Source organism: Spirosoma sp., assembly GCF_026391055.1.
Classification (GTDB): Bacteria; Bacteroidota; Bacteroidia; order Cytophagales; family Spirosomataceae; genus Spirosoma.
On record NZ_JAPLET010000009.1, the window covers coordinates 209,559 to 223,760 of the forward strand.

General features: G+C 52.2%; 12 protein-coding genes. 8 read left to right on the plus strand and 4 right to left on the minus strand.

Features of this window, described 5'->3' with window-relative positions; all coding sequences use genetic code 11:
• Positions 1–41: 41 nt before the first annotated feature.
• Genes NT073_RS01750 through NT073_RS01760 form a run of 3 tightly spaced genes read left to right on the plus strand, consistent with a single transcriptional unit; the run spans position 42 to position 6,248 of the window.
• On the plus strand, positions 42–1,148 hold the full coding sequence (locus NT073_RS01750) for a FecR family protein (RefSeq protein ID WP_297367859.1): 1,107 nt from the start codon (positions 42–44) through the stop codon (positions 1,146–1,148).
• 48 nt (positions 1,149–1,196) lie between these two features.
• A complete protein-coding gene (locus tag NT073_RS01755) occupies positions 1,197–4,505 on the plus strand; it encodes a SusC/RagA family TonB-linked outer membrane protein (RefSeq protein ID WP_297367862.1) in 3,309 nt (1,102 codons plus the stop codon).
• Positions 4,506–4,520: 15 nt separating this feature from the next.
• Positions 4,521–6,248, plus strand: coding sequence for a RagB/SusD family nutrient uptake outer membrane protein (locus NT073_RS01760; RefSeq protein ID WP_297367865.1), 1,728 nt, complete (start codon positions 4,521–4,523; stop codon positions 6,246–6,248).
• Between the two features lie 113 nt (positions 6,249–6,361).
• Here NT073_RS01760 and NT073_RS01765 read toward each other — a convergent pair whose 3' ends face one another.
• The 4 genes from NT073_RS01765 to NT073_RS01780 all read right to left on the minus strand — a co-directional run bounded on the left by NT073_RS01765 (position 6,362) and on the right by NT073_RS01780 (position 8,887).
• Positions 6,362–6,928 (minus strand): outer membrane beta-barrel protein, encoded by a 567-nt coding sequence (locus NT073_RS01765; RefSeq protein ID WP_297367867.1) that lies wholly within the window; start codon positions 6,926–6,928, stop codon positions 6,362–6,364.
• A 67-nt stretch (positions 6,929–6,995) separates the two neighbouring features.
• A complete protein-coding gene (locus tag NT073_RS01770) occupies positions 6,996–7,619 on the minus strand; it encodes a GNAT family N-acetyltransferase (RefSeq protein ID WP_297367870.1) in 624 nt (207 codons plus the stop codon).
• A gap of 15 nt (positions 7,620–7,634) precedes the next feature.
• Positions 7,635–8,039, minus strand: a complete 405-nt coding sequence (locus NT073_RS01775) for a nuclear transport factor 2 family protein (protein ID WP_297367871.1) — start codon at positions 8,037–8,039, stop codon at positions 7,635–7,637.
• Positions 8,040–8,122: 83 nt separating this feature from the next.
• Entirely contained in the window at positions 8,123–8,887 is a 765-nt protein-coding gene (locus NT073_RS01780) for an NUDIX domain-containing protein (RefSeq protein WP_297367873.1), read from the minus strand.
• Between the two features lie 335 nt (positions 8,888–9,222).
• Between NT073_RS01780 and NT073_RS01785 the strand changes: the two genes are divergently transcribed.
• From NT073_RS01785 to ruvX, 5 genes are read left to right on the plus strand one after another with little or no spacing between them, the layout of a single operon-like run.
• On the plus strand, positions 9,223–9,729 hold the full coding sequence (locus NT073_RS01785; RefSeq protein WP_297367875.1) for a (2Fe-2S)-binding protein: 507 nt from the start codon (positions 9,223–9,225) through the stop codon (positions 9,727–9,729).
• The gene (locus NT073_RS01790) at positions 9,726–11,930 is read left to right on the plus strand and encodes a molybdopterin cofactor-binding domain-containing protein (RefSeq protein ID WP_297367877.1); all 2,205 of its coding nucleotides are present in this window, start codon (positions 9,726–9,728) and stop codon (positions 11,928–11,930) included. The genes NT073_RS01785 and NT073_RS01790 overlap by 4 nt, the downstream gene beginning before the upstream one ends.
• Positions 11,931–11,982: 52 nt before the next feature.
• Complete coding sequence (locus tag NT073_RS01795; RefSeq protein ID WP_297367880.1) at positions 11,983–13,152, plus strand: XdhC/CoxI family protein; 1,170 nt, start codon at positions 11,983–11,985, stop codon at positions 13,150–13,152.
• Positions 13,153–13,154: 2 nt separating this feature from the next.
• On the plus strand, positions 13,155–13,808 hold the full coding sequence (locus NT073_RS01800; RefSeq protein ID WP_297367882.1) for a nucleotidyltransferase family protein: 654 nt from the start codon (positions 13,155–13,157) through the stop codon (positions 13,806–13,808).
• Positions 13,786–14,199: a Holliday junction resolvase RuvX gene (gene ruvX, locus NT073_RS01805; protein ID WP_297367885.1), complete on the plus strand. Its 414-nt coding sequence runs from the start codon at positions 13,786–13,788 to the stop codon at positions 14,197–14,199. The genes NT073_RS01800 and ruvX overlap by 23 nt, the downstream gene beginning before the upstream one ends.
• The last annotated feature ends 3 nt before the right edge of the window (positions 14,200–14,202 follow it).

Consider the following 14,202-nt stretch of genomic DNA (forward strand, 5'->3'; position numbering starts at 1 on the left):
GTTTTGCACAATCCGTCATCTACTGACAAATCCAATAGTCAGTGGAGCACGTTTACGAGACATTTTTGACGGCCGACTTTTTGACAGACGATGCTTTTGTGCATCATCAGCTTGAGCCAACGCCCCAATCCACACAGTTCTGGGATAGCTGGCTGGCGAAATACCCGCACCGGCAAACAGAATACCAGAAGGCCGTCGATTTTGTAGCTTCCATTCGTTTGGGTCTGACTGCGTACGCCCAAACGAACTTACCGGAGGAGACCATTCTGCAACTGCTCACTCGAATTCAGCAAACGAATGCCCAGACCCGACTAACTCAACCCACCGTCCGTTCGTTGGGCTGGATGCGGTGGGCTGCTGCGGCTGCTGTGTTTCTGGCACTGGGTGTAGGTTTCTGGTGGAAAACCACGCAGCGCCCTACCCTCTACGAGCAGCAGTTGGCCACGCTGCCGAATGCCTTTTCCGAAAAAACAAATACTAGCCCGCACGTTCAAACCATTCAGCTACCCGATCAGTCGGTCGTTTCGCTGGCCCCCGAGAGCCGGATCAGTTACCCGGCCAATTTCGGTCAGCAGAACCGGACGGTTTATTTATCCGGCGAAGCGGCCTTCAGCGTAACCAGAAATAGTGAAAAGCCCTTTCTGGTACATGCCAACGAAGTAGTTACGAAAGTACTGGGAACGCGATTTACCGTGCGGGCCTTTGCCGGAGAGGACCGGGTGCAGGTTCAGGTGCAGTCAGGTCAGGTGTCGGTTTATCGTAATGAGCCGACAAACGCATCTGTTCGGCAAAAGGGGGTGATGCTGATGCCCAATCAGCGGGTTGTCTTTAACCGCGAAACGGACCAGTTTGATAAGATGCTGGTTGATGCCCCCACCCTCGTCCTCACCCCGACCCGCCAGAAGAAAGCGCCTTCGTTTGTGTACAACGACACGCCCATTCCGCAGGTATTGCAGGAGTTGATAGAAGCCTATGGAATAGATATCCGCTACAATAAGGAAGCCCTCGCCAACTGCCAGCTGAATTCGTCTATGACCAACGAATCGTTCGAGCAAAAACTGACTATCGTTTGCGCTACCGTTGGCGCTACGTATGAGATCATCGACGGACAGGTCATTATCAACGGAGGCAACTGCCAGCCGCAGTAGCAAGCACAATTCTTACCCAATTTTTACCCAATCCAATAAATCAACAGAATGAAAAACGTAAATTCTACCCTACTCAGGTTGATGCAACTTACCGGTCTGCAACTCCTGTTAGCTATGCTTTTTATGGGTGTTTCGTGGGCTAATGATGTCTCGGCCCAGGAACTGCTCAACCGGCGAATAAGCCTCGTTGTCCGTGATCAGCATATCAAGACTGTATTGCAAAGCATTGAGAAAGCGGCTAACGTCAAATTCTCATACAGTCCGCAAATTGTCCGCTCCAGACAGCTTGTTTCGATGCGCGTGCAGAATAGTACCTTAAAGGAGGTGCTGGAGAAACTGCTCATCCCGTTAAACGTCAATTTCAGCATCTCCGGCGAACAGATTATTCTGGCGCGTACGGTTGAGCAGTCCATCAGCATTCAGGCAGGTGAAGCCATTGAGGACGTCGAAGCACCCGCCGAACGAACCATAACCGGGGTGGTGTCCGACGAAAAAGGCGAAGGTTTGCCCGGCGTCAGCGTAGTCATCAAAGGCTCGCCCCGCGGTGCCGTAACCGATGCATCGGGAACGTATCGGTTAACCATCCCCGATGGTGCCCAAACGCTGGTTTTCAGCTTTGTGGGGTATGCCTCGCAGGAGGTGGCCGTTACTAGTCAGTCAACGCTGTCGGTACAGTTGAAGCCCGACGTAAAATCCATCAATGAGGTTGTCGTGGTGGGGTATGGCTCGCTAAACCGCAAGGAAGTGACCAGCGCCGTGACGCACTTGTCCTCCTCCGACCTGCTGCGAGTGGGAAGCAACAGCCCGTTAATGGCTATTCAGGGCAAGGTGGCGGGTCTGTCCGTGACCAATACAGCCGCCGGCGACCCCAACTCTACACCCAGCATTCAGCTTCGTGGGGTATCGTCGAGAAGCGCCGGGCTGGGACCTTTGTTTGTGATCAACGGTATACCCGGCGGCAATCTGGACAACATTAATCAGAACGAGATTGAATCCATCGATGTCCTGAAAGGCGGAGCCGCTTCGGCGATCTACGGCACGCGGGGCAGTAACGGGGTTATTGTCATCACGACCAAAAAAGGATCGTCGGAATCCCGTATCTTCTACGACGGGTACACGTCTTTCGATTACATTACTAACCGGCTACATTTGTTATCTAAAGACGAGTTTCTTGCCAATAAACGCGGTGTCGATCTGGGTGGTAATACCGACTGGATGAAAGCGGTGAGCCGCAATCCGGCTTTTTCGCAGAAACATACCTTGCAGTTTTCGGGCGGGAACGGACAAACTAACTACTTCACCTCGCTCGATTACCGCAATGCTACAGGTATAGATTTACGGTCTGCCAAACAGGAATACGGTGGCCGGGTAAACATCAACCATACCTCGGCCAACAACCTGTATGCCATTACCTTCACGGCGGCTCCCCGATATACAAAGACCAGCCTGGCCGATTACAGTGGATTTAATTACGCGTTGACGCTCAACCCAACCCAGTCACTTTACGACAATGCGGGAAAGTATGCGTACATAACCAGCGGCTTTTTTGCCAATAACCCGGTCGAACGGGCAAAAAGTGTTTTATCAGGCCAGGAGGTAAAATACCTGGACATCAACAGTTCATTTAAACTGAACATCTTACCGAATTTATCCACACTGGTTACGCTGGGGGAAGTAAGTTCCTCATTCCGTAATGAGGATTTCACCCCATCGGTGCTAACGACGGTGATCAATGGGTCAAAACGAAACACTGCATCGCAGAGACTGGACGAGAATGACCAGAAAAGCTTTGAGTGGACGGGTAACTATGCGCTGGAAGTCCAGAAACACGCTATCAAAGTGCTGGGTGGCTACTCGTACCAGTATTTTACGTCTTCCGGCTTCAACGCGTCCAACGAAAACTTCCCTTCCGATGTGCTAACCTATAACAATCTGGGTTCGGGGTTATGGAACTTACAGCAGGGCATCAATAACGTAGGCTCTTACCGAAACAACTCCAAGCTGGCGGCTTTCTTCGGACGTGTAAACTACGACTTCGACCAGAAATATTACCTGTCGGCCAGCCTGCGTCGGGAGGGGTCGTCGAAGTTTGGCTACGATAACAAATGGGGTAATTTCCCGGCGGCATCGGTCGGCTGGCGCATTACGCAGGAAAAATTTGCGCAGGGCACCTCCTGGTTAAACGAGTTAAAACTCCGGGCCGATTATGGCGTAACGGGCAACCAGGACTTCGGCAATTACCTCTCGCTGGATACCTACGGCGGTTATGGCTATTACCTGTACAACAATACGTCGTATCAGGTTTGGGGGCCCAGCCAGAACACGAACTACAATCTTCGCTGGGAAAAAGCAATCAACTTCAACGTGGGTGTGGACTTCGATCTGTTCAAGAACAGCCGCTTAACAGGTAGTCTGAACTACTACGTGCGCACTAATAAAGACTTGCTGGGGTCTTATGCCGTACCTAACCCGCCAAACGTACAGGGGTCGACCTTTGCCAATGTGGGTACGATGCAGAATTCGGGCCTGGAAATCCAGCTGAACGCGGCTGTAGTCAACAAAAAGGACTTTAGTTATAACCTAACTTTTGCCGGGGCGACAAACAGCAACAAGTTCGTTTCATTCTCCAGCGAAGCGTTTAAAGGACAAACGTATATCGACGTATTAGGTATGCCTGCCCCTGGTAGCCCCGGCAACGCGCAGCGCCTTCAGGAAAACACTCGGATCGGCAGCTTTTATATGCTTCGGTCGGCTGGAGTCGATGAAACCGGCGCGTTACTGGTCTATAAAAAGAACGGCGATGTTATTCAGGCCAATAAAGCCAGCAACGACGATAAACAGTTCGTAGGAAATGGCCTGCCCAAGTTCACGGCGGGGCTGACCAATAACTTTAAATACCGGAAATGGGATTTGAGCGTCTTTCTACGTGGCTCGTTTGGTTACCAGATTTTCAACACTTATGCGTTCTATCTGGGAACACCGGCCACCCAGCAAAATATCAATACCCTTACCTCGGCTTATAACGGAAGCAAATACTCGAAGCTAACCAGTACCGCCACATATTCCTCGCTGTCCGATTACTTTCTGGAGCCCGGTAGCTTCATCAAAGTCGATAATATAACGCTGAGCTACACGCAGCCTTTTACAAGCAAATTCCTGCGCTCGGCGCGTATTTATGCAACAACCCGTAATCTGGTCACCATCACCAAGTTCACTGGTGGCGATCCTGACTTAGTTCAGATAAACGGCTTGTATCCGGGAATCAATCAACGTAATGATAATGGCAATATCGTTGGTACACTGAATTACTTCCCATCAACGACCCAACTCCTACTGGGCCTTCAGGTCACCTTTTAATCAGTTAGTCAACTTATGAAACGATCTCAATTTTTCAATACCATACGCAGTGCCTCCGTCGCCTTATTGCTCGTTATGGCCGCTGGCTGTACGAATCTGGACGAGGTACTTTCTGACCGGATCACATCCGGCAACTTCCTTCAAACGAAAGACGATGTCATTCGCGACTTTCTGCGGCCCTTCGAGCATAGCTATTGGACCATTCAGGGCGGGTCGACGTTTATGCTTCAGGAAGACAGTTCAGATGAACTGATGACGCCGAACCGGCAGGGCGACTGGTTCGACGGCGGACAATTCCAGCGGGTACATAACCATACCTGGACGCCCAACGACGGCTATACAAATGATGCCTGGAATGCGCTGTACGGCGGTGTTACGCTGGCCACCAATACCCTGGAAGATTTGCAGGGCATTACCGACCCGGCCAAGTTCAACATGACGCAGGCCGAACTGGACGATATGATTGCCGAAGTCCGGACCCTGCGTGCCTGGCTCAACCTACGGCTGCTGGATTTTTATCGCAACATTGTGCTGGTAACGAAGGTGAAAGGCGAATCGCAGGGGGGGGCGCAGGCATCTCCGCAGGAAGCGTTTAGCTTCATTGAGCAGGAGCTGAAAGAGTCGATCCCTAACCTGCCGACCCGGCAAAGTCTGGGTGCCAACGCCATCGGCCGCTGGACCCAGGGCGGAGCTGCGGCCCTGCTGGTTCGGCTGTATCTGAACGCAAAAGTGTATACCGGTACCGATCATTTTACCGATTGTGCCACCGTATGCACCGATATTCTGGCGGGTAAATACGGCCAGTACGCGCTGGAAAGCCGCTGGGATGCGCCTTTCGACTACACCAACCCAACATCGGGCGAAACGGTCTTTGGCTTTCCGGGCAGCTTTGGTCTAACTCACTGGCAGTACGATGGCGGCATGTATTTCTGGATGCTGCCGAACAATGCTACCTTTTACTTCGGATTCACGGATTTTGGTACGGCCAATCCTAAATACGCCTTGCAGCCGGGCCGGGATGTCGACAGTACCGAATACAGCTTTGCGCTGGGTAAGCCGTTTGTAAAATTCCAGAAATACCCGGACGATGTTCGGCTGAAGACATACAAAAACCTGGGCAACAGCAAACGGGAAGGTATGTTTTTGCAGGGCTATCTGCCTTACATCAACTCAAGCGGAAAAGTCGATACGGTACGGTCTACGAAAGGGCCTTATCCGTTGTTTTTCCGCGATCAGGTTGGTATGTTCCTTGGGGCCAAACCCGGAACGAAGATTGCTGACAAGACCTCGAATATGAACAATGCCGACCAGAATTCAGGCATTACACCAGTGAAGTACCCCTATTACCCAAGCAGTGACCTGAACAAAATTTCGTCGGCGTACGCAGAAATACGTCTGGCCGAAATCTACTATTCGCTGGCCGAGTGCAAATACCGGGCGGGCGATAAAGCCGGGGCTGCGGTGCTTCTGAACACGGTTCGGGCGCGGAATTACCCGACCGGCTCACCCAGCCTCTACAAACCCGATGGCAGCCAGCTGACCGATCAGGAGATGCTGGATGAATGGGGTCGTGAATTTCTGGTAGAAGGCCGTCGACGTACCGACCTGATTCGTTGGGGCGTGTTCAATACAGGCACCTGGTGGGACAAACAGCCGGATGCAGATAACCACACGGCTATTTTCCCAATCGGTCAAAACGTGCTCAACGTCTCCCCGCAGTTGAAGCAAAACCCCGGTTATTAATTGCAGGATTGAACACAGAGGCACGGAGGGCACAGAGAGTAAAAGATTAACTCTGTACCCTCCGTGCCTCTGTGTTCAATGAATTCACTTAAGTACTCTTCACGACCTTGGGCTTACTTCAACCGATAATTTACACCAATGCTGGTTTGCCAGCGGTTATAGTCCGGGGTTAAATAAGAAGCCTGTAACCAGTTTCTTTCGGCGGTTGCCTCCAAAGACCAGCGCTTTCCTAATCGGTAATGTGCTCCCAAACCGGCACTGGTTTGCCAATTGTTATTGTGTATCCCGTTCTTGTAAGCGGCTGGGTCTACGGGATCATATTTGTCATACTTGCTCTGCCCATACGCTGCGCCAAGTTGAGCAAAAAGTGCAAACCGGCCACTCCGCAGGAAGTAATATCGGGTCGACAAGCCCGCCCCCAAATAAGAGAAGGAATAAAACGAGTTCGACTGTATGTAACGTCCTTCGAGCGCTACCGACCATCCATCGGCAAGAAAATATTGGATTCGGGGGGTATAGACGTTAGTTGTCGAATAACTCCCTTTATAACCCTGGCCAGCCGACAACCCTACATGCAGGTGCCCCTTCCCCAGTAAGTCCAGCTGATGTCTGTCAGGAGTTATCTGGGCTAATCCGAGCAGGGGAAAGAAAAGGCCTATCAGTACTACGCAAAGTTTCATAATGATCATGTTTTATTTTGTCAATAGACATTGGCATGATCCCGTTGGTTGTAATGCGTTCGGCTTTTTAGGCTTTTTTAACTACCTGTTTCTTTATCCAGTAAATCATGGTTTTGGCTGTTTCCACAGTTTCGTTGCGGTCGGGCCAGACCATTTCACTTTGCAGACTGCTATCTCGTTGGTAACCGCGCTTTTGCCAGAATTCGTCGAGGGGCCGATAGTCGGCCGGACGCAGCGGATGGTCTTCGGGACGTTGCACGGCGCAGAAACAGGTCATCGTGTATTGACCAGATTTTCGGGCGTGGGCTTCCCGCTCATCAAAGAAGCGATTTCCAAGGCCTAGTCCCCGGTAGGCTGGCAACAGGACGCTCTCCCCAAAGTAAAAGACGGTATTGAGATCGTATCCCGCCTTTTGGAAAGGCGCCTGCACTTCAGGTGTTTCGTCAGGCAGAGGAATGGCCGTTGTAGCGCCAATCATCCGGTTGCCATCGTAAACGGCAAACAAAAAAGCACGTTCGGAGCGGGCGTAGGTTTCCAAATAGTTCTTCTCGTACGCCATTGACCCCTCGTACAAATACGGGAAGTCGTAAAATACCGCGATACGCAGGGCCGCCAGATCGTCGAAAACCGTCCGAAACGCAGCTCCCTCAAGCCGATGGTACGTGAGGGATGAAAGATCTGGTGAAGACAAAACAGGTGTAGTTTATTAATTGCCCAGCACCAGCGACTCCCAGTGGGGCAAATTGTAATACGTTGTAATCCGGGTAATTTTTCCGTCCATCACCTCAAGAAACGAACCGGCGGGCAGTACATACGTTTGGCCGGTAGCCGGAGGTAAATCGCCGTCGGTTTTCTTATACACCCCGTTCACAACGAACTCGCAGCCAATACGGGTGCCCGTTGGCTCCGTCAGAATGACCATATCGGTTAGCGTTTCATTGTAACAGTCGTCCATATGCTGGAGAAACTGGCTGAACTTGTCTTTCCCGATTCGCGTATCGCCCTGGTTGCTGTCGTGGCGGACATTCGGGTGAATCAGATCCAGCATTGTGTTCCAATCTTTACGATTAAAGGCTTCGTAGTACTTGGAAACGGTATCAAAAGCAGTCATAACATGTGAAAGTTAATGGGCAAAGATAAGCTATGAGGCAGAAACGACCATCTTATCTGACGCCAACTTCCTGGCTATCCTGCTTATACAAAGATCAAATTCCCGTTGACAAGCGCTCGTTGATAATTTGATAGGTCGAATTGATAGAGATAGGGTGATTTATGGGCTCTACCCGTCCGGCGTTCATCCAGCCGGGTCAGGATGCTCAAGCCCGTAATTTTCTTATGGAAGTTTCGCGAATCAAGCGGTCGCCCCAGCACTGCTTCGTAGAGCCGCTGTAATTCGGGAATGGTAAACTTTTCGGGCATCAGGTTCAGGCCAATGGGCTGCCAGTTCAGTTGCAGGCGCAGGGTTTGAAGGGCAACATGGATAATTCGGCAGTGGTCATATAGCAACGAGGGCAACTCTCCTACGTCGAACCAGCCACAGGCGTCCGACAGGAAATCGGCCGTGGGGGTCACTTTTGTGTAATCGACCAGCGCGTAGTAGCCCATCGAAATGGTGCGGTCGGGCCAGGAGCCGGAAAACGGCATAGGCATTTTCTGGCGTTGCCAGGTATCTTCCCGGTCATAGCGGTTCGCTTCGCCAAACAAGTGAAACTGCTGCAGGAATAGCTTGTTCAAACCGGTCCGCTCGTACAGCACCCGACCGGCGGCATCGTCAACCGACTCTGTTTTATAGATGAACCCACCCGGCAAACACCATTCATTCGTGTCTTTCCAACGCAGCAACAGTACTTTCAGCCGGGTATCATGAAACCCGAAAATGACACAATCGAGCGATACGCCCAATACACAGTCGTTGGCGATGGTTTTATAATACGAAATGAGCTTGTCGGAATAGGTCATACGCAAGGGCAACTTTCTTTATGTTAATCGTACACATAGAGAACGAATTCACGTATAATTACTGGTATTTTCTGATTTAGCCAATCTTTGTGAATAGCCTGTCGGTAATTCTAACCCACAAATTGTCAATCCTCTGGGCGTAGGTCACAAGGACGCGAGTAGCTTCTGGATAGCAAGGGTAAATAGATAGCTTGTTACGTGCCGGGAGCTGTGTCTTTATGGCTGGCATTTCAATAGATGATTTATAAGCAGAAACCGTTAATTTTAATTCAAATTTTTTCGTTTGTAGCTATAACACAAAGACTTTCCCCATTTACACCTTATCCCTACAGGTTATGGCCTTAGTAAAATTAACTATTAACAATCAACCACATACGATTGATGTAGACCCGGAGATGCCTCTCTTATGGGCCATTCGTGATGTAGTTGGTCTGACCGGCACTAAATTCGGTTGTGGCGTTGCACAATGCGGGGCCTGTACGGTTCACCTCGACGGGGCACCCATCCGCTCGTGCAGCTATCCGGCATCAGCCGCTGCCGGACACAAAATTACCACCATCGAGGGACTGTCGAAAAACGCCGACCATCCGGTTCAGAAAGCCTGGATCGAACACCAGGTTCCGCAGTGCGGTTATTGCCAATCCGGACAAATTATGTCGGCGGTGGCGTTGCTGAAGCAAAATCCCAAACCATCCGACGAAGACATTGATACCGCCATGCAAGGTAACATTTGCCGCTGCGGCACGTACGAGCGCATTCGAAAAGCCATTCACTCGGCTTCGACAGAGATGGCCAGCGCACCTAAAATGCCTAAATCAACCCCTAAAATCGGTAAGCTATGAGCACGACTCCTACCGGCACTGAAACCGGCACAAGCCGCCGGAATTTCCTAAAAGCTGCGGGCCTTAGCGGAGCGGCTTTTGCTCTGGGCTTTTCGTCAGTCGATTCCTTCGCCAGCCCCGTATTGAACCTCAGCGGTCAGCCGGGTATGGCGTTACCGGAATCCGTTGAACTGAATCCTTATATACTTATTGAGAAATCGGGACGTATTGTTCTGATGAACCCGCGGCCCGAAATTGGTCAGGGAACCTACCAATCTATTCCGGCGCTCATTGCCGAAGAACTGGAAGTGTCGCTCGACAACGTGACCATTCGGCAAACCGGTGGCGAAACCAAATACGGTGGTATGTGGTCGCAGGCAGTGGGTGGCAGCGGCTCCGTTCGGGGTGGCTACATGCAGATGCGTAAAGTGGGGGCCTCGGCCCGCGAGATGCTCCGGCAGGCTGCCAGTCAGCAGTGGGCAGTGCCCATTGGGGAATGCATAGCCGAAAACGCTACCATTGTCCATAAGCCCAGCGGCAAAAAGCTCACCTATGGCCAGCTTGCCGAGGTAGCCGCCAAGCTGCCCGTTCCCAAAGAGCCCGCGCTGAAAGACCCGAAGCAGTTTTCGATGCTGGGTAAGCCCATGCCTCGGCCCGATGTCCCGCTCAAAGTAGCCGGACAGGCTACGTTTGGTATTGACGCCAAAGTGCCCGGCATGGTCTACGCATCTATTGAGCGGTGTCCGGTGTTGGGCAGCAAACTGGTCAGTTTCGATGCCTCCAAGTCCCTGAAGGTCAAAGGCGTTCAGAAAGCCGTAAAAGTGGAGCGTGTAGTTGGTAAGAACCGCTATGAAGGCGTGGCCATCATTGCCGACAATTACTGGGCTGCGCTACAGGGCCGGAAGGCACTCAGCGTAACCTGGGATCACAATAACTTCGACACCTTCAACTCGGCTGATTTCGAAAATAAACTTCGCGATCTGGCCAAAACAGACGGTGTACAGGGCCACAATACCGGCGACTTTGACAAGTCATTTGCCGATGCGCCGAACAAAGTAGAGGCACTTTACGAAACGCCCATGGTGAGCCACTCGACCATGGAGCCCATGAATGCGCTGGCCCATTACAAGCCAGACGGCAAAGTCGAACTGTGGGTATCCTCGCAGGGAGGTGATCTGGTGCGTGGCGATGTCGCCAAAGTGCTGAACGTAAAGCCGGACGATATCACCGTACATATTCTGTTTAACGGCGGTGGTTTCGGTCGGCGCATCACGCAGGATTTTGCCACCGAAGCCGCCACACTGTCCAAAACGATCGGCAAACCCGTAAAGGTGGTCTGGACGCGGGAAGACGATACCCAGCTTGGTCCTTTCCGACCCATGACGTTCTCGGCCATGCGGGGCGCGTTGTCTGCCGATGGAAAAGCCATTGCACTTCAGCATAAAGTCATTTCGCCGTCTATCGACGCGACGATGAACGAAAAATACGATAAGACGAAGGCCGACGACACCATGCTCGAAGGAACGGGGGATCAGAAATACGAAATCCCGAACCTCAACACACGCTATGTCCACGCCGACATGCACGTGCCGCTTACCTACTGGCGCTCGGTAACGAGTTCGACGCTGGCCTTCTCGCATGAATGCTTCATCGACGAAATGGCTCACAAAGCCGGGCAGGACCCGCTGGCCTTCCGGATGAGCATGCTCACGAAAGACAGCGATGCCAAACGGGTGCTGACAAAACTAAAGGAAGTTTCTGGCTGGGATAACCCGCTACCCGAGGGTAAAGGGCGTGGTATTGCTCAATGGGAGTTTTTCGCCGGACTGGCGGGCCAGGTTGTCGAAGTATCGAAAAACAAGACCGGTGGTATTAAGGTTGATAAAGTTTATTGTGTTATCGACCTTGGCACCGTTGTCAACCCCGATAATGTGAAGGCACAAATGGAAGGGTCTATCGCTATGGCCCTGACGGCGGCCACGAAAGATGCGATCACCTTTGAGAAGGGGCAGGCCGTTCAGAAAAATTTCGACGCCAACCGCATGCTCCGTATCAACGAGATGCCTACCGTAGAAGTCCACATTCTGGCCGAAGGCGGCCCAACTATCAAAGGGGTTGGTGAGCCGGGACTGCCGCCATTGGCTCCCGCACTCGCCAATGCAATTTTTGCGGCTACCGGCAAACGAATCCGCCGGATGCCATTTGATTTGGAAAAGGTATAATTTTTATATGTTTCGGCTCCTTCTGAGGAGCCGAAACATATACCCAGAAACTATGAAAGAGATCAGTCGTATTGTCGAGGTATTTGAGCAAATCGATTTTTCGCACCGAAAAGCCGCTTTGGCCACCGTTGTTTGGGTGGAAGGGTCATCGTATCGGCGTCCGGGCGCGCGTATGCTCATTACAGACGACGGACGCTGGGAAGGGGCCATCAGCGGGGGCTGCCTGGAAGGGGATGCCTTGCGCAAAGCCCGGCAGGTAATGCTCGACGGGCAGCCAATTGTGGTTACCTACGATACAATGGACGACGGAGCTAACAGCTTTGGCATTGGCCTGGGCTGCAACGGCATTATTGATGTACTGATTGAACCCATTACACCCAATAGTGATCAGAATCCTGTAGCCTTACTGAAAGAATTTACGCAGAAGCGCGATGTACGAGCGCTGGCAACTGTGCTTAAAAGCAACGACTTTACGGGCCTTGCACCCGGCAACCGCTTTACCCTTACCGAAGAAAACGCGGAGTCGATCCCCGGCTGGCTGCACGACGACATGCGTACGGTGTTTGAGACGGGCAAGCCGCTGACGCGTACGTATCCGGTACTATCGGGAAATGCCGAAGTGTTCATCGAGCGTATCGACCCCGGTATCGAGCTGGTTATTTTCGGAGCAGGTTACGACGTTATTCCGGTGGCCAAGCTGGCCCGCGAACTCGGCTGGCAGGTTACCGTTACCGACGACTGCATTGCGCACCTCTCACCTAAACGGTTTCCGGTGGCTACCTGCGTGCTGTACGCCGACCGTGAAGTAGTGATCGATCGGCTGGCGATAACCAACCGAACGGCCGCCGTGCTCATGTCGCACAACTTCAACTACGACCGGGCGGTGCTTGAAAAGCTCCTCGCCACCGATGTTCCCTACATTGGTATGCTGGGGCCACGTAAACGGTTCGACAAAATGCAGGAGGAGTTCAGAAAAGACGGTCTGGAATTCAGTGAAGCCTCACTTGGTCGGGTTCATGCACCTATTGGCCTGGACCTGGGTGCCGAAACGCCCGACGAAATCGCCCTGTCTATTATGGCCGAAATCAAAGCCTTTTTCACCAGAGGGGCTGCTGGCTTCCTGAAAAATAAACCCGGCCCGATCCACGAACGACTTTCCGGAAACTCCGCCGACCACCACCGGCATACGAACGGGATAGGCCTTGACTCCGAGACCGTCTAAGCATGCGCATTGCAACCATTATTTTGGCAGCCGGTTCGTCTTCCCGATTGGGTGGCGAGCCGAAACAGCTGCTAACGGCTAACGGGACAACCCTGGTTCGGCGCATTGCCGAAGCCGTTGTGTCACTTCAGTCGGGCCCGGTCGTTGCTGTACTGGGTGCCAATTCGGAGCGTATTCAATCGGAAATCAGCAACTTGCCCCTTTACTATCCGATTAACCCCAACTGGGCTGAAGGAATGGCTTCATCCCTTCAGGTTGGCCTTACCACCCTATCAGATGAACCGCTCGACGCGTTTCTCGTTGTTCTGACCGATCAGCCCTACATCACGACGGAGTTGTTACAGCAACTTATTACCGCCCATCAGGAAACAGGACGCGGCATTGTTGCCTGCCGCTACGGCGAGTCAGGGCACCTCGGTGTTCCCGCGCTGTTTGATATCCGCTATCAGTCGGAGTTTATGCGCCTGACCGGCGATGTGGGTGCCCGCAAACTCATCCGGATGTACGCCAACGACTGCGCCGAGATTCCGTTTCCTCTGGCCGCTATCGACCTCGATACCTGGCAGGATGTAGCCGCATGGAGGGAGTCAGAGCTTGCCCCTTGCCAACGTCCTTCGTACCTTTGCCGACAGAATGGCACGACTCCTGGCGATTGATTACGGAATGAAGCGTACCGGTATAGCCGTTACGGATCCCTTGCAACTCATTGCGTCGGCGCTGGAAACGGTCCCTTCTCACGAAGTGCTGAAATTTCTGAAGGCCTACCTTGTTCGAGAGCCGGTCGAAGCATTTATTGTCGGTCTCCCTAAAGGGCTGGACGGTGAAGATACCGATAACACCCCACGGGTCAGGAAGTTTGTAACGCATTTGCAGAACGCATTCCCCGATATTCCAGTTTATTGGCATGACGAACGGTTTACCTCCGTCATGGCACTACAGGCGATGATTGCGGGCGGTAGCACAAAAAAAGACAGACGAGAGAAAGGTAACATTGACAAAGTCAGTGCCGCCATCATTCTCCAGTCATATATGGAAAGCAAACGATAATGA

Excerpts from the sequence above, each read along its gene's own strand:
- NT073_RS01760 (WP_297367865.1), top strand. The coding sequence starts at position 4,521 with ATGAAACGATCTCAATTTTTCAATACCATACGCAGTGCCTCCGTCGCC.
- NT073_RS01785 (WP_297367875.1), top strand. The coding sequence starts at position 9,223 with ATGGCCTTAGTAAAATTAACTATTAACAATCAACCACATACGATTGAT.
- NT073_RS01795 (WP_297367880.1), top strand. The coding sequence starts at position 11,983 with ATGAAAGAGATCAGTCGTATTGTCGAGGTATTTGAGCAAATCGATTTT.
- NT073_RS01775 (WP_297367871.1), bottom strand. The coding sequence starts at position 8,039 with ATGACTGCTTTTGATACCGTTTCCAAGTACTACGAAGCCTTTAATCGT.
- NT073_RS01755 (WP_297367862.1), top strand. The coding sequence starts at position 1,197 with ATGAAAAACGTAAATTCTACCCTACTCAGGTTGATGCAACTTACCGGT.
- NT073_RS01790 (WP_297367877.1), top strand. The coding sequence starts at position 9,726 with ATGAGCACGACTCCTACCGGCACTGAAACCGGCACAAGCCGCCGGAAT.
- NT073_RS01800 (WP_297367882.1), top strand. The coding sequence starts at position 13,155 with ATGCGCATTGCAACCATTATTTTGGCAGCCGGTTCGTCTTCCCGATTG.
- NT073_RS01780 (WP_297367873.1), bottom strand. The coding sequence starts at position 8,887 with ATGACCTATTCCGACAAGCTCATTTCGTATTATAAAACCATCGCCAAC.
- ruvX (WP_297367885.1), top strand. The coding sequence starts at position 13,786 with ATGGCACGACTCCTGGCGATTGATTACGGAATGAAGCGTACCGGTATA.
- NT073_RS01765 (WP_297367867.1), bottom strand. The coding sequence starts at position 6,928 with ATGAAACTTTGCGTAGTACTGATAGGCCTTTTCTTTCCCCTGCTCGGA.